The 23,386-nt window shown below is 42.5% G+C and carries 26 protein-coding genes and 1 riboswitch; of the genes, 4 read left to right on the top strand and 22 right to left on the bottom strand.

Annotated features, from left to right (window positions below):
• Positions 1-3: 3 nt before the first annotated feature.
• Positions 4-567 carry a phosphoribosyltransferase gene (locus tag ACH784_RS03370; RefSeq protein WP_404393548.1) on the bottom strand — a complete coding sequence of 188 codons (564 nt, stop codon included), beginning with the start codon at positions 565-567 and terminating at the stop codon, positions 4-6.
• Positions 568-690: 123 nt separating this feature from the next.
• The gene (locus ACH784_RS03365; RefSeq protein ID WP_404393546.1) at positions 691-1,401 is read right to left on the bottom strand and encodes a tRNA1(Val) (adenine(37)-N6)-methyltransferase; all 711 of its coding nucleotides are present in this window, start codon (positions 1,399-1,401) and stop codon (positions 691-693) included.
• Between the two features lie 68 nt (positions 1,402-1,469).
• Here ACH784_RS03365 and srmB point away from each other — a divergent pair, with 68 nt between their 5' ends.
• Together srmB and ACH784_RS03355 are read left to right on the top strand one after the other, a co-directional pair.
• On the top strand, positions 1,470-2,702 hold the full coding sequence (gene srmB / locus ACH784_RS03360; protein WP_058030869.1) for an ATP-dependent RNA helicase SrmB: 1,233 nt from the start codon (positions 1,470-1,472) through the stop codon (positions 2,700-2,702).
• Positions 2,703-2,771: 69 nt separating this feature from the next.
• The gene (locus ACH784_RS03355) at positions 2,772-3,557 is read left to right on the top strand and encodes a hypothetical protein (RefSeq protein WP_404393543.1); all 786 of its coding nucleotides are present in this window, start codon (positions 2,772-2,774) and stop codon (positions 3,555-3,557) included.
• Between the two features lie 3 nt (positions 3,558-3,560).
• Here the strand turns inward: ACH784_RS03355 and ACH784_RS03350 are convergent, their stop codons facing one another.
• Both ACH784_RS03350 and yaaA read right to left on the bottom strand, forming a co-directional pair.
• On the bottom strand, positions 3,561-4,730 hold the full coding sequence (locus ACH784_RS03350; protein WP_404393541.1) for an MFS transporter: 1,170 nt from the start codon (positions 4,728-4,730) through the stop codon (positions 3,561-3,563).
• A gap of 96 nt (positions 4,731-4,826) precedes the next feature.
• On the bottom strand, positions 4,827-5,606 hold the full coding sequence (gene yaaA / locus ACH784_RS03345) for a peroxide stress protein YaaA (protein ID WP_404393539.1): 780 nt from the start codon (positions 5,604-5,606) through the stop codon (positions 4,827-4,829).
• Between the two features lie 246 nt (positions 5,607-5,852).
• On the opposite strand from yaaA, the gene tal reads away from it, so the two are divergent.
• Complete coding sequence (tal, locus tag ACH784_RS03340) at positions 5,853-6,803, top strand: transaldolase (protein ID WP_404393537.1); 951 nt, start codon at positions 5,853-5,855, stop codon at positions 6,801-6,803.
• Between the two features lie 414 nt (positions 6,804-7,217).
• Positions 7,218-7,406 (top strand): DUF3545 family protein, encoded by a 189-nt coding sequence (locus ACH784_RS03335; protein ID WP_404395173.1) that lies wholly within the window; start codon positions 7,218-7,220, stop codon positions 7,404-7,406.
• 45 nt (positions 7,407-7,451) lie between these two features.
• On the opposite strand, the gene ung is transcribed toward ACH784_RS03335, so the two are convergent.
• From ung to ACH784_RS03245, 18 genes are all read right to left on the bottom strand, one after another.
• Entirely contained in the window at positions 7,452-8,111 is a 660-nt protein-coding gene (gene ung / locus ACH784_RS03330) for a uracil-DNA glycosylase (protein ID WP_404393535.1), read from the bottom strand.
• On the bottom strand, positions 8,111-8,995 hold the full coding sequence (locus tag ACH784_RS03325; RefSeq protein ID WP_404393533.1) for a cobalamin-binding protein: 885 nt from the start codon (positions 8,993-8,995) through the stop codon (positions 8,111-8,113). The genes ung and ACH784_RS03325 overlap by 1 nt, the downstream gene beginning before the upstream one ends.
• A complete protein-coding gene (gene cobO, locus ACH784_RS03320) occupies positions 8,995-9,588 on the bottom strand; it encodes a cob(I)yrinic acid a,c-diamide adenosyltransferase (protein WP_404393531.1) in 594 nt (197 codons plus the stop codon). The genes ACH784_RS03325 and cobO overlap by 1 nt, the downstream gene beginning before the upstream one ends.
• Positions 9,589-9,598: 10 nt before the next feature.
• Complete coding sequence (locus ACH784_RS03315) at positions 9,599-11,071, bottom strand: cobyric acid synthase (RefSeq protein ID WP_404395172.1); 1,473 nt, start codon at positions 11,069-11,071, stop codon at positions 9,599-9,601.
• A 9-nt stretch (positions 11,072-11,080) separates the two neighbouring features.
• Positions 11,081-11,614: a bifunctional adenosylcobinamide kinase/adenosylcobinamide-phosphate guanylyltransferase gene (gene cobU, locus ACH784_RS03310; RefSeq protein ID WP_404393529.1), complete on the bottom strand. Its 534-nt coding sequence runs from the start codon at positions 11,612-11,614 to the stop codon at positions 11,081-11,083.
• Between the two features lie 17 nt (positions 11,615-11,631).
• Complete coding sequence (locus tag ACH784_RS03305) at positions 11,632-12,405, bottom strand: adenosylcobinamide-GDP ribazoletransferase (protein WP_404393527.1); 774 nt, start codon at positions 12,403-12,405, stop codon at positions 11,632-11,634.
• A 1-nt stretch (position 12,406) separates the two neighbouring features.
• Positions 12,407-13,468: a nicotinate-nucleotide--dimethylbenzimidazole phosphoribosyltransferase gene (cobT, locus tag ACH784_RS03300; protein ID WP_404393525.1), complete on the bottom strand. Its 1,062-nt coding sequence runs from the start codon at positions 13,466-13,468 to the stop codon at positions 12,407-12,409.
• Between the two features lie 3 nt (positions 13,469-13,471).
• On the bottom strand, positions 13,472-14,449 hold the full coding sequence (locus tag ACH784_RS03295; protein WP_404393523.1) for a FecCD family ABC transporter permease: 978 nt from the start codon (positions 14,447-14,449) through the stop codon (positions 13,472-13,474).
• An 8-nt stretch (positions 14,450-14,457) separates the two neighbouring features.
• Positions 14,458-15,273 (bottom strand): ABC transporter ATP-binding protein, encoded by an 816-nt coding sequence (locus tag ACH784_RS03290; protein WP_404393521.1) that lies wholly within the window; start codon positions 15,271-15,273, stop codon positions 14,458-14,460.
• An 85-nt stretch (positions 15,274-15,358) separates the two neighbouring features.
• A riboswitch (cobalamin riboswitch) is annotated at positions 15,359-15,503 on the bottom strand.
• Entirely contained in the window at positions 15,493-16,095 is a 603-nt protein-coding gene (locus ACH784_RS03285) for a histidine phosphatase family protein (protein ID WP_404393519.1), read from the bottom strand. It overlaps the preceding riboswitch by 11 nt.
• Before the next feature lie 61 nt (positions 16,096-16,156).
• Positions 16,157-16,369, bottom strand: coding sequence for a (Na+)-NQR maturation NqrM (gene nqrM / locus ACH784_RS03280; protein WP_404393517.1), 213 nt, complete (start codon positions 16,367-16,369; stop codon positions 16,157-16,159).
• Positions 16,370-16,490: 121 nt separating this feature from the next.
• Positions 16,491-17,507: an FAD:protein FMN transferase gene (locus ACH784_RS03275; protein ID WP_404393515.1), complete on the bottom strand. Its 1,017-nt coding sequence runs from the start codon at positions 17,505-17,507 to the stop codon at positions 16,491-16,493.
• 93 nt (positions 17,508-17,600) lie between these two features.
• Positions 17,601-18,827, bottom strand: a complete 1,227-nt coding sequence (nqrF, locus tag ACH784_RS03270; RefSeq protein ID WP_404393513.1) for an NADH:ubiquinone reductase (Na(+)-transporting) subunit F — start codon at positions 18,825-18,827, stop codon at positions 17,601-17,603.
• Between the two features lie 17 nt (positions 18,828-18,844).
• The gene (gene nqrE / locus ACH784_RS03265; protein ID WP_404393511.1) at positions 18,845-19,453 is read right to left on the bottom strand and encodes an NADH:ubiquinone reductase (Na(+)-transporting) subunit E; all 609 of its coding nucleotides are present in this window, start codon (positions 19,451-19,453) and stop codon (positions 18,845-18,847) included.
• A 10-nt stretch (positions 19,454-19,463) separates the two neighbouring features.
• Positions 19,464-20,096 carry an NADH:ubiquinone reductase (Na(+)-transporting) subunit D gene (locus ACH784_RS03260; protein ID WP_349285502.1) on the bottom strand — a complete coding sequence of 211 codons (633 nt, stop codon included), beginning with the start codon at positions 20,094-20,096 and terminating at the stop codon, positions 19,464-19,466.
• The gene (locus tag ACH784_RS03255) at positions 20,096-20,842 is read right to left on the bottom strand and encodes a Na(+)-translocating NADH-quinone reductase subunit C (RefSeq protein ID WP_404393508.1); all 747 of its coding nucleotides are present in this window, start codon (positions 20,840-20,842) and stop codon (positions 20,096-20,098) included. The genes ACH784_RS03260 and ACH784_RS03255 overlap by 1 nt, the downstream gene beginning before the upstream one ends.
• The gene (locus ACH784_RS03250) at positions 20,835-22,034 is read right to left on the bottom strand and encodes an NADH:ubiquinone reductase (Na(+)-transporting) subunit B (protein ID WP_404393506.1); all 1,200 of its coding nucleotides are present in this window, start codon (positions 22,032-22,034) and stop codon (positions 20,835-20,837) included. Before ACH784_RS03250 ends, ACH784_RS03255 begins: the two co-directional genes overlap by 8 nt.
• A gap of 4 nt (positions 22,035-22,038) precedes the next feature.
• On the bottom strand, positions 22,039-23,382 hold the full coding sequence (locus tag ACH784_RS03245) for a Na(+)-translocating NADH-quinone reductase subunit A (RefSeq protein WP_404393504.1): 1,344 nt from the start codon (positions 23,380-23,382) through the stop codon (positions 22,039-22,041).
• Between the last annotated feature and the right edge of the window lie 4 nt (positions 23,383-23,386).

Here is a 23,386-nt window from a genome sequence, read left to right as displayed (position 1 = left end):
TGATTACTTAGCCAGTAAATCAATGATGTTGCTTAAATCCGATTTACCCTCTGCAATTTCATCTGGCGTTAAACCTGATAACTCATGCGGGAACACTAACCATTCATCCGATTCGTGAATGAAGTAGTCAGGCTTCATAGGTACTTTGGTATTCTTTGGCTTGTAGTAAGGGCAAGCGGTACGAATGTCTTTAGGCAAGTTTAATCGCATTAGTTCAGAAAGCTTTTCTTTTAACGCGAAAATACTGCGGCCTGAATCAAATACATCGTCCACTATGAGTAACGAGTCATCTGCATTGGCATTTTCGATGATGTAATGAAGACCGTGTACTTTGATTTCTTTTGATTGTTTGCCGATACCATAGTAAGAAGATGTGCGAACAGCAATATGATCTGTCTCTATACCTTTGTAATCGTAATACTCTTGCACAGCGATACCGATAGGCGCACCACCTCGCCAAATACCAATGATGAAGTCTGGACGGAAACCATCATCATAAACTTGCGCGGCTAAACGAAAAGAATCCTCAAGCAACTGCTGTGCTGTGATATAGCACTTATCTGACATACAAACCCCGTGAAATATTTATAAAAAGAAAAGGTATCCAGCACATATAAACTGCTAGATATAACCTTGTATTCTAGCGCATCTAAATCAAAAATGCGCAAACTCCCCAATTAAGGAACAACTTTACATTTTTAAGTAAAAGCCTCGACAAAGCGCAGTAAAATCTTCGCTATATTGACCGTTTTCATGAATACATAACACCGTATTCTCAGGCTCAATCAGGCCACTATTTGTGGCAAACTCAAACTCGAGCAATAAACGGCTGGCAGCCTTGCGCTCTGTCGTTTTCACCTCGCATTTACGCACAAGATGCAAATTTTGTTGTTGCGCCAGCGCAATAAACTCTAATCCTTCTTTGTAAGGTAGTACTACCGCTAGGCGACTTCTAGGGTGAGATAATCGCTTAAATTCATTTAGTAACGCACTGAAACTCAATGAATCCGTATGACGCGCCAAATTTCGAGATGCAGAAGGCCCTTTTAAACTGTCGTTAAAATAGGGTGGATTACTGATCACTAAATCGAATTTAGTTTCAGTTTGAAAATCTTGAATGGCAGATTGGTGTAAAATTATTTCGCCCTGCCATGGGCTGTTTTGAATATTCAAACTTGCATCTTGAAACGCGCCAGATTCAATTTCAACGGCTGTCACAGCTAAACATTCAGCACGTTGCCTACACATTAAAGACAACAACCCTGTGCCTGCACCGACATCTAGCAAGCTTTTTACCCCAGACAAATTCACCCAAGCACCAAGCAAAATTCCATCGGTTGAGACCTTCATTGCGGTGTTCTCTTGCTCAATACAAAACTGCTTAAACGCAAAGCCTGCCATAATCTCGCTTTTCCAAATTCACTATCACGCGTATAATTGAGCACATTGTCCTTTATTTATGATGCACTATGCAATTTTCTGAATTTGATCTAGACGGTAAAGTCCTCTCAGCTATTGATAAAATGGGATTCAAAACCGCCACCAGCATTCAACAACTTTCTATTCCTGAAGGTCTGATGGGTCGAGATATTCTTGCCTCAGCACCGACGGGCACGGGTAAAACAGCTGCGTTTTTAATTCCTGCAATCCAATACTTGTTAGACTTCCCACGTCGCGATCCAGGCTTTGCGCGTGTATTAATTATGACGCCTACCCGTGAGCTTGCCTACCAAGTACACGAACAGTGTCAGCTACTTGCGGCAAATACCCACCTTAAAATTGGTGTGGTAACCGGCGGTATTAACTACGGCAGCCACAAAGAAATTTTCGAAAAGAACAACGATATCTTAATCGCGACACCGGGTCGTTTGATGGAATATCTTGAAACTGAAAACTTCCACGCCGAAAACGTAGAACTACTTATTCTTGATGAAGCCGACCGCATGCTAGACATGGGTTTCAAAAAAGAAATGCTACGTATTTGTGATGAAGCTAAAAATCGTCGTCAGTGTTTCTTATTCTCTGCCACCCTTGAAGGCGACAGCGTTGAGTTATTCGCAGATCGCATTCTTAATGATCCAGCCTTACTTGAAGCAGAGCCATCGCGTAAAGAGAAAGGCAAAATTCATCAATGGGTGCACCTAGCTGATGACTATAATCACAAGCTAAAACTACTTGTTGAATTACTTAAGAACGAAGAAGAAGTACAAAAAGCGATTGTCTTCGTTAAAACCCGTGAGCGACTAGAAAAGCTGGTTGGAGAGCTTTACTCTCACGATATCAAAACCACTTGGTTACGTGGTGAAATGCCGCAAGACAAGCGTATGACGGCCATGGCCAACTTCCAAGCGGGCCGTACACGCATTCTAGTTGCAACTGACGTTGCCGCACGTGGTATTGATGTTCAAGACATTACCCATGTATTCAACTTCGATATGCCGCGCACAGCAGACATTTATGTACACCGTATCGGCCGTACAGGTCGCGCTGGTAAAAAAGGCACGGCAATCTCTTTAGTTGAAGCCCATGACATGGCTATTTTAGGCAAGGTTCAGCGTTACACTGAGCAACAACTAAAATCACGCGTTATTAAAGGGTTAGAACCTAAGAATAAACCAGCGAAGTTGCCTAAGAAGAAAAAAGACCCGGCTAAAATAAAAGCCAAGAAAAAGGCAAAAGCCAAAGTTAAAAAGAAGAAATAGCTTTACAATTAACTTATAGTAAAAGGGTCCGCGAATGGGCCCTTTTTAATTTCTGATAAGGATATTGTAATGATCTTAACTGAGCAACAGCATACTGAATTAACTGAATATTTAGCACACCTGCGCATTAAGGCCGATATTGATCTGATAAAAGACTACCCGCACTTTTCAGGTAAACCTTACCCGCTTGGGCGCTGTAAAGAAATTCGTAATGCCGTATTTGATCTTTTAAAAAAAGAATTAGCTTCAAACCCTCATCACGCTTTATCACCACTGATAGAGAAATTACAAGCAGGCCATAAAATCAATCAAGTATGGGGCTCCCTAAGAGACGAATACTTTCAAAACGCCATGATAGTCGATGATCTATATATTGATGTCGCCAACGATACCGTAAACCCTAATAAACCTAGAGTTGAGATAACACCAGTTGCTAATTCAGGTTTCTCTGCCATCACCAGCTTCGAGCAGTTTTGTACTATTGCGAAAAGATATTGGCAAGTAACACTCTACAGAAATGATGTTTTTCCAGCGCTTGCGCCTTACTTCCCAATTGTATGTATTGCCGAAAACAACAGTTGCTGGTTTGCTGCTGCAACCAATGAAATGTTGGAACTTACAATGAATAGCGGGTTTAATGAGAGTAAGCATATACTGTCTGTACTGCCTTCATGCCCCGAGCATGCCATAAATAAATGGCGTGCCTTGGCGGTATGCGACACTGAACCGCTATTACAAAAAACGGGCTCGCCTGAGCAGTTTATTGAGCAATATAAAAATAAAGCCAAAGACTTACAAAACCGGGATCGCATTGTGACTGGCTTTTTTAAATTGCCAACTGCAATTTCGCTATAAACTTTATACTGCGCTTTGTGTTGTTATAAGTTTGGGCTTTAATCGCCAGATAATAGCCGCGGCCAAAAGCATCACAGGAATAGTCAGCATATTTAATAACTGCCAGCCTATTTCAGCCTCAAGCCAGCCTGCACCCAATGAAGAAACCGTCACCATACTAAAAACGAGGAACTCATTACTGGCTTGTGACTTAGCCCGCTCATGGGGTAAATAGCTCTCGCTGACCATTTGAGTAGCAGCAATAAACATAAAGTTCCAACCAACCCCTAACAAACACAAAGCGACTAAAAAGTGCCAGTGGCTCAGGCCCATTAAATTCACCAAACAACATAGCAATACAATGACGACACCTGCTTGCATGATGTTGCTCTGACCAAAGCGATTAATTAACTTACCGGTAAAAAATGAAGGTACAAACATTCCTAAAACATGCCATTCAATCACAAGCGCTGACTCAGCAAGATCATAACCATGGCGATGCATCGCCAAAGGTGTGGCGGTCATCAACAAGTTCATTGTGGTGTAGCTGATCATCGCAATCAATACGGCAAGCAAAAACTTAGGCTGCGTCATAATCTCAGATAGAGGTCGTTGCGGTTTATCTGAACTTGCTTGGCTGAGTTCATTAAACTTCACAAGCTGTAATAAACACAAAGCCAAAATATAAAGTCCCATCAAGGCAACAAAAGCATTGGCATAATTAATTTCAGGGTAATGCTTGTTCACCCACACCGCCAAATTTGGACCTAACACCGCCGCCACCACACCGCTGGCCATCACCGCTGAAATTGCAGTAGCAGGGTTGTCACTCGCTTCAATGGCAGCAAAGCGATACAGAGTTGCGAAGCCAATGCCAACGCCGATTAAGAAAGTGGCGAATGCAAACAGCCAAAACTGACTATTCAATAATGAATAAAACCCTAAAACTGTACCGCTGATACCGATTAGATTTCCCAAGCTAAAGCCTTTTTTACGGCCTATTTTCGCCATCAGTAATGAGGCAGGAACCGTTGTCAGTAATAACCCCAGCATTTGTGTTGCGACCGGTAAAGTTGTGAGTGCACTCGATGGGCTTAATGCTTGACCCACCAGCGCAGAAATCGTCACTAATAAGATATTACCTGTGGTCATTAAGCCCTGACAGATAGCCAAGAAAAGGACGTTTCTATTCATTATTACTCTACATTATGAAAAAGGTGAGTCTGTAAAAAAGGATTACAGTGCAAGCAGCCTGAAGCCCGCACTGTTCAGTACATTATGAGTTGCTAGTTAGTTTTGTTCAGCGCGTAAGAAAACCGGCTCATTTTCTTTTTGAGTTGCTTCTGCACTGAAATAGTAACCCGCGACATCAAATGCTTTTAACGCTTCAAGCGATGTCACTTGGTTTTCCATAATGTAGCGCGCCATCATACCGCGGGCTTTTTTCGCATAAAAGCTGATCACCTTATATTGACCATTTTTGCAGTCTTTAAATACAGGGGTGATGATGTCTGCTTTAAGCGCTTTTTTATTAACAGCTTTAAAGTACTCGTTCGAAGCAAGGTTCACTAATTGTGTCGCACCTTCTGCGGCTAACGCTTCATTCAGCTTTTCGGCGATCACTGTGCCCCAAAACTCATAAAGATTTTTACCTCGGGTATTTTCAAGCTTAGTGCCCATTTCTAAACGGTAGGCCTGCATCAGATCTAGTGGCTTTAGTACGCCATATAAACCAGAAAGAATACGTAAATGAGATTGCGCGTAGTTTAACGTGCTTTCATCTAATGATGCCGCGTCTAACCCAGTGTACACATCGCCGTTAAATGCCAGTACCGCCTGTTTTGCATTATCAGGAGTGAAAGGCTGAGCCCACTCACTAAAACGCGCAGCATTTAAGCCTGAAAGCTTGTCACTAATTTTCATCAAGCTGCCAATTTGCTGCGGTGATAATTCACGACACACTGTCATTAACTCTTCTGAGTGTTCAAGTAACTCAGGTTGCGTGAAAGTGTCGATATGCGCTGGCGTATCGTAATCTAAGTTTTTCGCGGGAGAGATCACTGTGATCATGGCTTACCTATTGACTTAAAAATTAATTAGTGTCAATTTCAACACTATCCCTTTGTTACTGCAAGTGAAGATTGTTAAGTAACAAGTAATGCGGGATATGTGCTCTTCTTCTTCCTTTGAATATTTTTTAATTCTCAACTTGTGAGTGTCAAATAAGGACAATTGACCTATTCATGCCATTCACGCTATTGCAACATAGGAGAAGTAGAGTTTGCCCATAAGCTGTAAGAGGAATGAGGAAACATAATGACATCAGCACTAGATAGGCTAAAACAGCATTCATCAATCGTTGCCGACACGGGCGACATTGAAGCCATTCGTAAGCATCAACCAGAAGATGCAACCACTAACCCTTCACTGCTTTTAAAAGCAGCTGAAATGCCAGCCTATCAAGCCTATTTAACGCAAGCTTGGGATTACGCAAAAGCGAACGAGTCTGACGCAGACAAACAAGTCGAATTAGCGTGTGATTACTTTGCCGTATTAATTGGTAAAGAGATTGCCAATATTGTCCCAGGTTACATCTCAACTGAAGTTGATGCGCGTTTATCTTTTGATACCGAATCGACAATTGCAAAAGCTAAAACCTTACTTGCACTGTACAAAGAGCAAGGTATCAGCCAAGACAAAATCTTAATCAAGATTGCATCGACTTGGGAAGGTATCAAAGCAGCTGAACAGTTAGAGAAAGAAGGTATTAAGTGTAACCTAACGCTATTATTTAGCAGTGCACAAGCCCGTGCATGTGCAGATGCCAATGTTTTCCTAATCTCACCATTTGTGGGTCGTATTCTTGACTGGCACGTTGCTAACGGTTTAGAAAAACCAACTGATCCATTGCAAGACCCAGGTGTGCAATCTGTTCGCAGCATCTACTCATTCTATAAGCAACATGGTTATAACACTGTGGTAATGGGTGCTAGCTTCAGAAACACCGGTGAAATCATTGCCTTAACGGGTTGTGACAAGCTAACCATTAGCCCTGCTCTACTTGAAGAGCTTGGTGAACTGACTGACGCACAAGAGTACTTACTTGATAGCGACTATGAAGTACAAGCTAAGCCTGCGCCATTAACCGAAGCGCAATTCCGCTGGCAGCATAATCAAGATGCGATGGCCACTGAAAAGCTTGCTGAAGGTATTCGTGCTTTTGCTGAGGCACAAGAAACACTAGAAACGCGCTTTAAAGCACTATAATTAATAAACATTTTCAATATAAACGCCGCATTATGCGGCGTTTTTTTATGCTTTAACTTAGACCAGCTCTGAATAATATTACTCACTTTCAGAAACATAAATTCAAAAATACCTTTGCAGCAAAATACATATTAAAAACTTATAAATATCATTACCCTAATTAAAGTGTTGTAATAAGTAGCTGTATTATTTTTTAAAAATAGTAAACCTGCCACAGCTTAAAATTTCGATTTCTTCACAAAGTCTAAGCTTAAATCATCTTCATCAAACTGTTACTTTGCTGTAACAAAAGCAACACATTATTGTTTTATTTTTAATCTAGTTGTGATATACCGAACATGCTCAAAACGTACAGCGATTGTACAGAGTAGACGTATGACGTCATTTGAGGTCAATAATCAATGGGAGAAAATCATGGATAGCCTAGACGATATCATTGCAGTATTAGAAGATCCTGAAACAAAACGCACCTCTTCAAAAAAACAAAAACGAAAATGGCGCGAGATTGAAGCTTATAAAGACAAACAACGTCTTCGTAAAGAGCTACAAGATCTCGATTATTTTGCAGACAACTTAGATCTAGAAGAACTAGATTTAATATAAAAAAATGGCTCCTTCGGGAGCCATTTTTCGTTTTTGTAAGTGTGTTTAAACTTGCCAGTTAATCGGGGATTTCCCCATACTGGTTAATAGCGTATTTGTCTTTGAAAAGTGCTGACAGCCAAAGAACCCTCTGTGAGCTGACAATGGTGATGGATGTGGCGCATGTAAAACATGATGGCGGGTTTTATCTATATTTTTACCCTTCTTCTGCGCGTGTGCACCCCACAATAAAAACACCACACCTTCGCTATGCTGGTTAATTTCGTCAATTACCCTATCGGTGAACTTTTCCCAACCTAGGTGTTTGTGAGAATGTGCTTGTCCTTGTTCAACCGTCAATACGGTATTAAGTAATAACACTCCCTGCTCGGCCCATGGCATTAAATAACCATGCTCAGGGATACTAAACCCTTCTATGTCTTGCACTAGCTCTTTATACATATTTGCCAATGACGGAGGTGGTTTAATACCCGGCAACACAGAAAAGCATAAGCCATGTGCTTGATCTGGTCCGTGATAAGGGTCTTGACCTAAAATGACCACTTTGACCTGCTCAAACGGCGTGGCATCAAATGCTGAAAATACCTGTTGCTCGGGAGGAAATACCGTCACGCCTTCAGTGCGCTTTTGAGCGACATACTCTAGCGTGTCTTTAAGGTAGGTTTGCTGGCTTTGTTCAGCGATAAAGTCTGACCAAGTCTTCATTATGATTGCTCTTGATAATAACGGCGAGATTGCGACAGTTTACCACATAAGTCAGCAACCCCATCGAGCGCTCGCACGCTAAAACGGTGTAATAAATCAGCATTAACTCTAATGAACTGCTGATGTTCTACAGCTGGGATCTGAGGCCAGTTTTGCCAATTAGTATGCTGCACGTCTTTCTTGGTTTTCTCTTCAGGCAATACAATTACTTGCGGTTTAAACTTAAGTACATTTTCGATACTAATTTGCGGGTAATCAGCTCGACTGTGAGCGAACACATTATTCACTTGGCAAATTGATAATACCTGATGGATCATGGTGTTTTTATTCACACTCATCATCGGCTCAGGCCAAAGTTGATAGAAAACATCCAGCGACTTTGCGTCTTGATATTGGTTTTGTAAATTGGCTAAACGCGCATCAAACTCCTTAGCCACTTGCTTGGCCTGTGCTTGATGACCGGTTAGCTCACCAAACTCTGTCAGTTGCTCTGATACTTTAGTTAGATCATTGGTTTCGCTATAAACCACTTTAATACCTAGTTGCTCGAGCTTTTCAAGATCGGCTTTTTTATTACCTGTTTGCCATGCGATAACCAAATCAGGTTTTAAAACCAATAACTTCTCAAGTTGAATGCCGTGATAGCCACCAATTCTTGGGATTTCAAGGGCTTGCTCTGGGTAATCTGCATATTCAACGGTGCCGACGATTTTATCACCCGCACCTATAGCAAATAAGTTTTCAACAATGTGTGGCGCTAAAGCCACAATACGTTGTGCTTTATGTTGAGTATCTGTTTGTGACACATTTTGTGATTGATTTGCTGCTACATATTTACTTGTAAGCAGCAAGAAAATGATGAATAAAGTCCTTTTTAAGCACATCAGTAGTCAAATCCTTTTAGTGCTTTAACGCCTGATTCAAAAGCATGCTTCACGTTTCGTACTTCACTGACCGTATCAGCAAGCTCAGTTAAACGACGGTGTGCACCTCGACCTGTCACGATCACAGACTGCATTTTTGGACGATTTTCGATGGCGCTGATCACTTCATCTAAGTCTAAATAATCATAACTCACCATATAAGTTAGCTCATCTAATAACACTAAATCGATGCTCTCGTCTGCTAACCACTTTTTAGCTTGCTGCCATGTCTCAACCGCTGCAGCTGTGTCTGTTTCACGATTTTGTGTTTCCCAAGTAAAGCCGGTTTTCATTACCGCAAAAGGCACGCCTACTTTCTCAAGTAGATTTCGCTCACCACAGTCCCACATTCCTTTAATAAACTGTGCTACCGCTGCATTTTGGCCGTGACCGACACAACGCGTGACAACCCCAAAACCAGACGTCGATTTGCCTTTGCCATTACCTGTAATGACCTGAAAAATGCCCTTTTCGATATTGGCAGCAGCGACCTTTTCATCAACCTTCTCTTTGACTTTTTGTTGCCTCTGTTGATGTCTATCTTGTTCGCTCATAATTCACACCCTATAAATTGATTAATGCTTTAATTTTGTTCATATCTAAATGCGCTTCACATTCATCTGCCAGCCACTCTAACTGTTTTTCACGATGCTCATCTAGACTAAAATTCGTTTCTGTTAGCTTGCCATTACTCGCCCAGTTTAAAATGGCTTCAGCCGCTTTAGGCTCATCAAATAAACCGTGTAAGTAAGTACCAACAATTTGATTGTCATCAGATATAAAACCATCTTTCAGGAAACCTTGTGGATGGTCAGAAAAATACATAAATGGCTTTTCAAGGGCGGGACCACTACTTTGCCCGCAGTGAATTTCATAGCCTCTTATATCGATGCTTTGCTGGTTGATAACACACTTACCCTGCACTTGAGTCAGGGTTTTGGTTTGCGTAAGCTGAGTTTCAAAATCAGCTAACCCCAATCCTGTGATTTCAGATTGTGAGCTTTCTACGGCATCAGGGTCACAAATGCGTTTGCCTAACATTTGTAAACCGCCACACACGCCTAGCACCTTGCCGCCATAACGTAAGTGATGCTGTATTTCGGTTTGCCATGTTTGCGCCTGTAAAAAAGCCAAATCATTGATGACGTTTTTACTGCCCGGGAGAATAATCAGATCAGTTTGCCCGATTTGCTCTGTATGTTTTACATAGCGCAAATCGATTTGAGGATTTAACCGCAAGCTATCAAAGTCAGTGTGATTACTAATGTGCGGCAGCAACAACACACTCACCGTGAGTTGTTTGTCGGTCAATACATTGTCCATTGCGACGGCATCTTCAGCGTCGATGTTCAAGCCATGCATATAAGGCAGCACACCTAACACAGGTTTTCCCGTTTTTTCTTCGAGCCAATCAAGACCCGATTGCAACAAAGCAATATCACCACGGAAACGGTTGATCACAAAACCCTTTACCAATGACTGCTCATATTCACTGAGTAACATCAAGGTGCCAACAAGGTGTGCGAACACGCCTCCTTTATCAATGTCAGCAATGATGATCACCGGGCAATCGACTTCACAAGCAAACCCCATATTGGCGATATCGTTCTCTCGCAGGTTGATTTCCGCAGGGCTTCCCGCCCCTTCTACCATAATGGCATCGAAATCAGACGCTAATCTTTGATGTGACTCGAGTACAGCCTGCATCGCAACTTTTTTATAGTCATGGTATTTCGCCGCTTCCATATTGCTAATGGCGCGGCCATGAATAATGACTTGCGCACCGGTGTCGCTATTGGGTTTGAGTAAAATAGGATTAAAATCAGTACTCAAAGGCTGTTTCGCAGCGATGGCTTGTAACGCTTGGGCACGGCCAATTTCGCCGCCACAAGGCGTCACCGCGCTATTGAGTGCCATATTTTGAGGTTTAAACGGCGCAACCTTAACCCCAAGCCTTGCAAGCACGCGGCATAAACCCGCAACCAAGGTGCTTTTACCCGCATCAGATGTGGTGCCCTGCACCATTAATGTTTTCATCTTAGTCACTTATTTAATCCTTAACGGGCAGCCAGCCATGATAAAATCAACACGCTGCGCAACTTTGGCGATATCTTGATTTAACCAACCTGACTGGTCGACAAACACCCGACTTAACTCGCCGAGGGGCACGATGCCATGACCCACTTCATTGCTGACCAACAAAACAGAGGCACATGTATGTTTTAATGCCTCGAGCAAACGTTGCTTTTGTATTTGTAATTCAAACTCTGATTTTTCACATAACCCATGTGTTAGCCATAAGGTTAAACAGTCGATTAATACGCAAGTGTCGCTACCAAAATTTTGCAATGTGTCGGCTAGATGCCATGGCTCTTCAATGACTTGCCAGCGTTTATCTCGAGTGGCACGGTGATGAGATACGCGCTCAGCCATCTCAGTATCTTTAATTTCTGCCGTGGCGATGTATACAAGCTGGCTCACTTTTCCCGATGTGTATAAATCCAACGCCGATTGTTCGGCGAAACTGCTTTTGCCAGAGCGTGCGCCACCTAAAATGAGATGAATATTATTCTTAGTCATAATTAATCTCTCACCGACTACATCCAGAGCGCCACTAAAGTTAAATAAACTATTACCTCACAACATTGTTGCGCTGCGCCCAAGCAATCCCCTGTATACCCACCGAGTTGTTGCTTGAACCAGCTAATACACAAATGGCGAGTTATAAATAAAGCAATCACTAAAATAACCACATCAATGAATGACAGTGGCATACAAAGCCAAAGCACAAATAAAGTACACAGAGAGGTTAAAACGAGAAAATCTTTTGCATGAGAAGAAAGCGACATGGCGACCGGCTTTACTTTTGATTGGGCATCTTCTTGCACATAAGCAAGCTTACCAATGATACTCGTCGCCATAGCTCGGCTTAGAGTATGACCTAACACCAGTGCGCACAATACTTGTGTAAAGCTACCACTCAGTAGGCTCAGTAATTGAAATTTTAATAACAACAACAAAATAAGTGCGCTGGCACCATACGTGCCTAGGCGGCTGTCTTTCATAATCGACAACTTTTGCGACACAGTCCAACCGCCACCAAAACCGTCCCAGACATCGGCAAAACCATCTTCATGAAATGCGCCGGTAATTAAAACACCCAGTGCAAGAGTGAGGATCACAGCAACGCTTGGCGGAAATATCAAAGACGTAATACCAAAGACTACAGCCAACGCTGAGCCCAACAACAAACCAACTAAGGCAAAATAGCCACTGGCTTCACTGAGCGCATTGTCTTCAATCTCTTGTTTAAAATGCACAGGCACACGAGTTAAAAAGCTCACTGCCAATAAAAAGTGTTGCTTATTCATGTTAAACAACTTTCGTGACATTCGCGTCATCAAAGCTATTCATGTCGTTGTAAAACGCCAGAGCACTTTGTAGCAAAGGTAAGCTCAATGCAGCCCCCGTCCCTTCACCCAATCTAAGACCAAGATCTAAAAGAGGCTTAGCATTAATTGAATTTAACATTTGCAGGTGTGCTTGCTCAGAAGAGCAATGGGCAAACACCATATAGCTTTGGCTGTTTGGCTCAATACGAATAGCCAGTAATGCCGCGGCCGTTGCAATAAAGCCATCAATAACAATAACCTGCTGTAACTCAGCAACAGCCAACATAGCGCCGACCATTTGACAGATCTCAAACCCACCAAAACAACGTAAGATTGCATGCGGGTCGTTAAGTTTATCTCTGTGTAAGTTAAGCGCGGTATTAATCAGCTCCACTTTTTTATCTACCACTTCGTTTGAGACGCCCGTGCCAAGCCCTACCGTGTATTCAGCAGAGAGCCCACTCAACGCGCTAAAAATAGCCGATGCTGCACTGGTATTGCCAATGCCCATCTCACCAAATGCAAAAGTATTACAGCCTTGCTGATATTGTTTATGAACAAGCTTCTTAGCAAACTCAAAACCTTGCGCTTCTTGAGCTTGGGTTAACGCTTCACATTCATCAAATGACCGCGTGACTGATCCCAAACGCTGTGAGGTAACACCTAAGGCCTGATCGGGTTCACCTAGAATACCGCAATCGACTATCTCGAGTTGCCACCCTAATTGTTTGCTGAAAACATTAATTGCAGCGCCCCCAGACGCGAAATTCGCTACCATTTGACCTGTCACTTCACTAGGCGCGATAGAGACTCCTTTTGCAGCAATACCGTGATCACCTGCAAAGACTGTTAGAGTCGGTTTGCTGATTTGTGGTCGAAATGCTGAAAGCTGCTCAGGTTCGATACCCTGAGAGAAAATAGTCACCAGCTGTTTAGCCAATGTTTCTAGCTCACCTAACGCACCCAAAGGCTTAGTTTTCAGGTTTATTTTTTTTTCGATAAGTTCGCGAGAACGCGTATCAAGTGCTTTAACTGAGAACATACGCTAAGGCCTTTTTTGTTTGAGAGTCAGTAAAGTTAAAAAGAACACACTGCCTATTGCAGCAGTGATAACACCAATGGGAAGCTCTTGATTATCAAGAATAGTACGAGCAAATAGATCTACCCATATCATCATCAAACCACCACTTAAAGCAGTACACAGCAGGCCAATTGAAGTTGCCTGTGAAATAAAAAAACGTACCAAATGCGGGATCATTAATCCGACAAAGCCAATGCCACCGCACATAGCAACCAATACAGCGGTCAGCAATGAGCTCAATAGCAGCATACCTAAACGCAATTTTGCCACCTGAATACCTAAGGTCGCGGCGCTTTCATCACCCAGCAATAGTGCGTTTAAACCGCGCCTATACAACAGCATACAAACCATACAAAAAAGCACAATTGAACAGGGCAACCACAACCATTGCCAATCAGCGCGACTAAAGCTACCTAAGTTCCAAAACATGATGGCACTCACAGCTTGTGGATCACTCCAATACAACAGCAAGCTGGTAAATGCGCTAAATAAGAAAGATAAGGCAACACCGGCGAGTAACATCGCTTCTACCTGCCTCGCCCTTTGTCCATAGGCAATCAGCAACAATAGGGTCATTGCCAGCGCACTACCTAAAAACGCCGCCCCTGACATCGCCCAACCAACTGTGATACCTGTAAATGTTATAAGTAACACGACGCCAAATGATGCGCCTGATGAAATACCAAAAAGGTAAGGATCTGCCAAAGGGTTACGGGTCACTGTTTGCAAAATAATGCCCGCCAATGCCAAACCACTGCCAGCAACAAATGCCAAAATCACTCTGGGAATGCGTAGTTCCATAACAATTTTTTGCTCAAAGACGTTGGCATCATAAGCAAATAATGTTTGCCAAACAGCACTCGCACTAATATCAATCGCGCCATGCTTAACGGCAACTAAAGCACTAAAAAAACAGCTTATCAGCAAAATTAACAGCGACATAAGCGGCTTCATAGTTGATATCCAAAGTGGTAGCGGATATGAGGAATATGGGTTTTATCTCTATACGGGCAAGCTACTTGCGTCACCTCAGCACAGACATCAAATACATCACTGAGTAATTGCGCATCTAGCACATCAGTTGGCGTTCCACTTTTATATAGCTCCCCCTGCTGTAGCACCAGCAAGCTATCGCTCATAGCTGCCGCAAGGTTTAAGTCATGGAAAGAAGCGATCACAGTGATCCCCATTGCCTTGGCAAGCTTCATAATTTGTATTTGGTATTTCACATCCAAGTGACTGGTTGGCTCATCCATGATCAATAGCCTAGGTTTTTGTGCCATGGCTTTAGCGATCAGTGCTCTTTGTTTTTCACCACCAGAAAGGTGAGCAAATGACTCGTTGATTTTGTGTGTCAGACCAACCTGTTCAATAGACTTTGCGATTAGTTCATGATCGGCTTTATTTAATGGTGAAAATAAACTTTTATGAGGTGTTATACCCATTGCAACCACATCATAAAGCGATAGATTAAAATGCTCAGGCATTTCTTGCAAAACCACTGCAACTTGCTGGGCATATTCGTTATGCGAGAAACTTGAAATCGTTTTGTTAAAAAGGGTTATTTGCCCGCTTGAAGGGGTAAAAAAACGGTAAAGACAACGAAGCAGCGATGACTTACCAGCCCCATTAGGACCCAATAAACCAATAAACTGCCCTTCAGTAACATCGAAAGAGATGTTTTGTAATATTTGATGATTATCTAGCACCAAATCTAAGTTTGAAACTTGCAGAGCAAATTCACAGTGCTGACAAGCTGATTGCATTGGTACCCTTACTAACTGTTGGGCAAACACAAACGCACAGTCCTAACCTAATTACGGCTAAACTTGTGTGCTCTTGAGTACGCCCGCTCAAGAGGATTTTTCTGACCTTGGTATCTGACTTTGTGCATTTAAATGCACTTCACAGTTGCGGGGACAGTTAAGCAGTTTCAGCTTATTCCCAAGATTAATCAGAAAAACCGTATTATGAAGTCTAGATGGCTAAAACACAACTTTAGGCCACGGCTTATGTGCTTCATCTAAGTAAACTTCAACCACAACCAACTTAGCATACCCTACCTCTAAACAGTTTATCGATATTGCAGAATCGAAAGGTAATGCCAATACTTCAGCTAAGATTTGTTTAATTACCCCTGCATGAGTCACCACAAGGTTATGTGTTGTTTGTCGTGTTAAAAACTCTTCTTTCCACCAGTTTCTGACACGATCACGAAACGCATCAAGCGATTCACCATTGGATGGGGTGTGTTGCCAAGGCGCTTGCCAAAACTCGCCAATACTTGGGTTTTGCGTGTTCTCCCATAGCCAGTCATAAGCGCGACCGTCCCAATCCCCAAAATCCATTTCTTGAAGCCGCTCTTCTACAGTAAGCGCAATATCTAATTGTTTAGATAGTTGTTTCGCAAAGACCAAGCAACGCTGCATAGGGGATGAGATACAGGCATCAAATTGAACTGTTTGAGGTAAAGCGAGCTTCATCGCAGCTAACCCTACCTTAGAAACAGCCACATCGGTTCTTGAGCCAGTTAGTATGCCAGTTGAAACAGGCTTTCCATGTCGAAGAAAATACCAAGTCTTAGTCATAATAGCCCCAGATCAAAAATGCGAGCCGGAGCTCGCATTTCAAAATTTGATATCAACAAACTTATAGAATTTGGTTATCTTTCCAAGCTTGCTCTTTCGCCATACGCTTTTTGCGACGGTCGCATGGGTCATCACAATCACATGACTTTTCAATACCCACGGCGCCTAAACCACCACAGCTACTCGCCATTGATTTCTTCTGCACAATTACGCCCACAGCCATTGCTGCAACAATTAAAATAAGCAACCCAAAAGTAAGAAAAAACAGTGACATGCACAGGCCCCTTAGAAACAGTTTTACGGTTCAATTTATTTGAACCAATGACGGTATTTTTACGGCCGCCATTATAACGTTAATAGCGTACTATTTCGACTACTTAATCGAAATACGTATATTACAAATAAGGCGCAAAAGCTGGACTTGAATAAGTCACTAGACCATTGTTACTTTTACTGATTAAGTACACTGCGAGATTATGCTCTTCTGCATAAGCTTTTGCACGCTCCGTTCCCATCACAGTAAGTGCAGTAGCTAAGCCATCTGCAGTCATCGCTGATGGATGTAAAACGGTCACTGACACTAAGTCGTGTTTAACAGGTTTGCCCGTTTCAGGGTCAATTAAGTGCGTATAAGTCTCGCCATCCATTTCATAGAAAATTCGGTAATCACCCGATGTCGCCATACCATTATTGCCTGGTTCAATTATTCTATGCACTTGTCGCTGTCCTAAAGGTGCATCTGGCTGTTCAATGGCAATACGCCAAGGCTGCGCTTGTGCTTTAGTGCCTGCAATACGCAACTCGCCACCAATTTCAACCATATAGCTTGTCATGCCTTTGGCTTCTAGTAGCTCTGCCACTTTATCAATACCAAAGCCTTTTGCTGTAGCTGAAAATGATAGTTCTAAACCTTCAATAGACTTTGCTAACCCTTGTTCGTTTAGAATTAATTTATCAACACCAATGCGTGTTTTCATATCTTCAAGTTGAACGTCTGAGGGCGTTTTAGTTGGCCGTTTATCCGGACCAAAGCCCCATAAATCAATAAGCGGCCCCATAGTCACATCAAGTGTTTTAGTCGACTGCCCAAGACGTATTGACTCTGCAACCACAGCATAAAAGTCAGCACTGATCGGCATAAAAGTATCAGCCGATAACGCATTAAACTTATTAATTTCTGAGTTTTTAACCCAAGGTGACATTGATTCATTAACTGCAATCAATACCTTGTCTACGTCAGCTTGGAGTGATTCAGCCGTTAAGCTTTCATCTATTGGAAAAGTTTTAATTGTGTATGTTGTGCCCATTGTTTTTCCATTAATAACAATCGGCTCAATCTCTTCTTTACTCTCAAAACAGCCTGTTAATATTAACGTTGTGAGTAGTATTAAAATGCTAATTAATTTCTTCATACTTTTCTCTTTTCCAAAAAAAACCCCAAGCTCATTGCTTGGGGTTTAATTTTATATCATTTCAGTGTGTTAATCACTGAGATAACTAACTGATTAGCCACCGAAGTCATCTAGTAAGATGTTTTCGTCTTCAACGCCTAAATCTTTCAGCATGTTGATAACTGCCGCGTTCATCATTGGAGGACCACACATGTAGAACTCACAATCTTCTGGTGCTTCATGATCTTTCAAGTAGTTTTCATAAAGTACGTTGTGGATGAAGCCAGTGTAACCTTCCCAGTTGTCCTCTGGTTGAGGATCAGAAAGTGCAACATGCCACTCAAAGTTTTCGTTATCAGCTGCTAGGCCGTCGAAATCTTCAACATAGAACATTTCGCGCTTAGAGCGTGCACCGTACCAGAAAGACATCTTACGGTCAGAGTTAAGACGCTTAAGTTGGTCGAAGATGTGTGAACGCATTGGCGCCATACCAGCACCACCACCTACGAATACCATTTCTGCATCAGTATCTTTCGCGAAGAATTCACCGAATGGACCAGAAATAGTTACTTTATCACCAGCTTTCAGTGACCAGATGTACGATGACATCTTACCACATGGTAGGCTTAGGTTGTTTGGCGGCGGAGTCGCGATACGTACGTTAAGCATGATGATGCCGTACTCTTCTGGGTAGTTAGCCATTGAGTATGCACGGATCGTTTCTTCGTCAACTTTAGACTCTAGGTTAAAGAAGCCAAAACGCTCCCAGTCACCACGATATTCGTCAGGAATATCAAAGTCTGCGTATTTAACGTGGTGAGCTGGTGCTTCGATTTGGATATAACCACCCGCACGGAAAGGTACAACCTCACCTTCAGGGATACCAAGCTTAAGCTCTTTAATGAATGTCGCTTTGTTATCGTTAGAGATAACCGTACATTCCCACTTTTTAACACCGAAGATTTCATCTTCAACTTCGATTTCCATGTCAGTTTTAACTGCAACCTGACACGCTAGACGACAACCTTCACGCGCTTCACCTTTAGTGATGTGGTCAAGCTCTGTAGGAAGGATATCACCACCACCTGCTTTAACGTGAACGCGACACTGGCCACAAGAACCACCGCCACCACACGCAGATGAAATGAAGATACCTGCGTCAGCTAGTGCACCAAGAAGTTTACCGCCTGGTGCAGAAGTAATTGCTTTATCTGCATCACCATTGATGCCAATTGTAATGTCACCGCTAGGTACAAGCTTCGACTTCGCTGCAATGATGATCAATACAAGCATTACAACGATAGCGATGAACATTCCAACGCCTAAATATACCTCAAGCATGATTTTTCCTCGCTACCTTAAAGTGAAATACCAGAGAATGACATGAAGCCAAGACCCATAAGACCTACAGTGATGAAGGTAATACCTAAACCACGAAGACCATCTGGCACGTCTGAATACTTCATCTTCTCACGGATACCAGCAAGTAATACGATTGCTAGTGCCCAACCCACACCTGAGCCAATACCAAATACCACAGACTCACCGAAGTTCAGGTTACGCTCAACCATGAATGCAACTGCACCGAAAATCGCACAGTTTACAGTGATTAGTGGTAAGAAGATGCCCAGTGCGTTGTAAAGTGCAGGGAAAAACTTGTCTAGCGCCATTTCTAGGATCTGTACAAGTGCTGCAATTACACCGATGAAAGTAAGGAACTTAAGGAAGCTTAAGTCAGCTTCAGGGAAACCTAACCATTCAAGTGCACCAGGAGCAAGTACTGCGTGATATACAAGGTTGTTTACTGGAACAGCAACACCTAGTACGAAAATAACCGCAACACCTAGACCCATTGAAGTTGTAACTTTCTTAGATACTGCTAGGAAAGTACACATACCTAAGAAGAAAGATAATGCTAAGTTTTCAATGAAAACCGCTTTAACGAATAAATTAATATAATGTTCCATCTCTCTCCCCTTATGCCTTCGCTTCTACTTGGTCTTTCTTATAAGTACGAAGTACCCAAATGAAGAAACCAATGATGAAGAATGAGCTTGGCGGAAGGATTAGTAGACCCATAGGCTGATACCAACCACCTTCAGAAATAAGTGGTAAGATTTCAACACCAAATAGCGTACCTGAACCACCTAATTCACGGATGAAAGCAACTGTTAATAATACAACCGAGTAGCCTAAACCGTTACCAATACCATCAAGGAATGACATTAGAGGCGGAGTCTTCATCGCATATGCTTCTGCACGGCCCATTACGATACAGTTAGTAATGATTAGACCAACGAATACCGAAAGCTCTTTCGCTGTTGCATATACAAACGCTTGAAGCGTTTGGTCTACCACGATTACCAATGAAGCGATGATAGTCATCTGAACGATGATACGTACGCTTGAAGGAATGTGGTTACGGATCATAGAGATAAATAAGCTTGAAAACGCGGTTACCAACGTCAAAGCAATTGACATGATCAGTGCGTTTTTAAGGCTTGATGTTACTGCTAGTGCAGAACAGATACCTAGTACTTGAAGTGCAATAGGGTTGTTCGCAAAAACAGGGCCAAACAAGACTTCTTTCATTTCTTTTGCATTAGCCATTAGTTCAATGCTCCTTTACGTACGTTCGCAAGGAAAGGACCGAACGCTTTATCGCTCGTCCAGAAGTCAACTGTGTTATCAACACCAACTGATGTTAATGTCGCACCAGAAAGACCATCAACTAGGTTTTCATTCTTACCAGCTGTACCTTTAACGATATCAATTGGTAGTTTCTTACCTTCCCAAGTTGCTGTCCAACGTGGGTTTTGGATTTCACCACCTAGACCCGGAGTTTCATTGTGCTTGTAGAAGTTGATAGCTTTAACAGTCTTTGTATCAGCATCTAGTGCTAAGAAACCGTACATAATACCCCAAAGGCCGTAACCTTGGATTGGTAGAATGATAGTTTCAACTTGACCATTTGCATCTTTAGCAAAGTAAACTGGAGATTCAGTCGTCATACGCTGAACACCTGCTTTATCATCTGCTTTGTCAAGTTTAACACTGCGCTTAGCATCGAACTTAGACGTTTCGAAATCAAAAGAGTTAGGATCAGTCTCTACGAATTCACCTGTTTTCATATTGATTACGCGTGCTTCAATGTTTTCATTGAATGTTTTTAACACGTCTGACGAGCTTTCAAAACCTGCTGCTGCAAGAATGTTACGCTGTACGTCTTGAGTCTTGTTAGCTTGTTGTAAAGGACGAAGCTGAACAGATGCCATAGAAACAACAACTGCACATACTAAACATAAGCCAACAACAACGCCTAACGTTTTGCCTATAGTTTCATTGTTACTAGACACGTGCCAATCTCCTCTTAACGTTAGACTGAACTACGAAGTGGTCGAATAATGGTGCAAATAGGTTAGCGAATAGAATTGCTAACATCATGCCTTCTGGGTATGCAGGGTTAACTACACGGATCAGAACAACCATCACACCGATTAATGCACCGTATGCAAATTTACCTTTATTAGTGAAAGACGCAGAAACTGGGTCAGTCGCCATAAAGAACATACCGAATGCGAAACCACCTAGTACTAGATGCCAATGCCAAGGCATAGCAAATGCAGCGTTTGTTTCAGAACCAATCATGTTAAGTAGTAGTGACATCACAACCATGCCTAGGAATACACCTAGTACGATGCGCCATGAAGCAATACGAACATAGATTAAGAACAAACCACCAATCATAAGTGCTAGTGTTGAAACTTCACCCATTGAACCTTGAACGAAACCGTAGAACGCATTTAGCCATAGTTCCATGTTGCTGTAATCAAGCGCACCTTGAGCAGCTAGGCCTAGGTTTGTCGCACCTGTGAATGAGTCAACAGCAGTCCAAACAGTGTCACCAGAAATATCAGCTGGGTATGCGAAGAATAAGAACGCACGACCTGCTAAAGCTGGGTTTAAGAAGTTACGACCTGTACCACCAAACACTTCTTTAGCAACTACAACACCAAAAGTAATACCTAGTGCTGCTTGCCATAAAGGAATGGTCGCAGGAAGAATTAACGCGAACAGAACCGAAGTTACGAAGAAGCCTTCGTTTACTTCGTGCTTACGGATTGATGCAAATAATACTTCCCAGAAACCACCAACGATAAATACCGTTGCATAGACTGGTAAGAAGAAACATGCACCGTAGAAGAACTTAGCGGCAACACCTGATTGCGCTGTTAGTTCACCACCTAAAGCTTGGAAAATAGCAGCCTGCCAAGTATTAGCAATTTCAAAACCATTACCAATTGCTAGTGCAGCTTGGTGACCGATGTTGAACATACCAAAGAACATTGCAGGGAATGTCGCCATCCACACTAAAATCATGATACGTTTTAGGTCGATGTTGTCACGAACGTGCGTGCCACCTTTGTTTACATAACCTGGAGTGTAGAAAACAGTTGCAACTGCTTCATACAGGGCATACCACTTTTCGTGTTTACCGCCAGGTTCAAAATGCGGCTCGATATCTTCTAGAAATTTCTTTAAGCCCATGGAATTAACCTTCCTTCTCGATAGTAGTCAGGCAATCACGTAAGATTGCGCCGTACTCATACTTACCTGGACATACGAAAGTACATAGTGCTAAATCTTCTTCATCTAGCTCTAACGCACCTAACGCAATCGCACCATCTAAGTCACGTGCAATTAAGTCACGTAAAAGCGGTGTTGGTAGAATGTCGAGTGGCATAACACGCTCATAGTTACCGATTGGCACCATTGCACGCTTAGAACCACCAGTAGACGTTGTCATATTGAACAAACGGCTCGGTGCTAAGTGTGAGATAAATGTACGTGTTACAGAGAATTTGTTACTACCTGGTGCAATCCAACCAAATAGTTCTTTCTCGCGACCTTCAAGTAATACAGATACTTGAGTGTGGTAGCGACCTAGGAAAGCGTGAGGGCCAGTTGCTGTTTTACCAGCTAACACAGAGCCAGAAATGACTCGGTTATCACCGTCTTCAAGCTCGCCAGCAACTAAATCAGTTAGCGAAGCGCCAATTTGTGTTTTAACTAAGCGAGGATTCTTAACGCGAGGACCCGCTAAAGCAACTACACGCTCAGAGTAGATTTCACCAGTAAGGAATAACTTACCGAATGCGATCACATCTTGGTAACCTAAATGCCAAACTTGCTTTTCAGCAGATACTGGATCTAGGTGATGAATGTGAGTACCTACTAAACCTGCAGGGTGTTTACCACCGAACTCATGAACTTCAACTTGTGAAAGTGAAGAACTTGGTACAGTGCTACCTGCTTGCTTACATACGAACACTTTCCCATCAGTTAGACGAGACACTACAGCAAGACCCGCTTCAAACGCTTCAACGTTTTCAGCAATGATCACAGCTGGATCTGCAGCTAATGGATTTGTGTCGATTGCAGTCACAAAGATTGAACTTGGTGTTGCATCTAGTGCTGCCACTCGGCTGAATGGACGAGCACGTAGCGCAGGCCATTGACCTGACTCAACAAGCATTTCTTTTACTTTTTCACGGTCTAGGTTGCTTAAATCAGCAGCCGCCACCTTTTCAAAAGTAACCTGCTCGTTGCCTTGCACTTCAATCACTACTGACTGAAGGACACGCTTAGCACCACGGTTGATTTCTTTAACTACACCAGCAGCTGGTGCAGTGAACTTGACGCCAGGATTCTTTTTGTCTTCAAAAAGAACTTGGCCTTTTTTGACTTGGTCATCCACGCGAACATGCATGGTTGGACGCATACCGATATATTCTTCACCTAGCACGGCAACTCGTTTGACAGCTACGCCATCATGAATTACTTGCTGAGGTGCGCCCTCTATTGGTAAGTCCAGACCTTTTTTTATGTTGATCATACGC

The sequence above is a fragment of the Pseudoalteromonas phenolica genome (assembly GCF_044788725.1).
Classification (GTDB): domain Bacteria; phylum Pseudomonadota; class Gammaproteobacteria; order Enterobacterales; family Alteromonadaceae; genus Pseudoalteromonas; species Pseudoalteromonas phenolica_C.
Note: the sequence above shows the minus strand (reverse complement) of the source record. Positions and strands in the feature narration are given on the sequence as shown.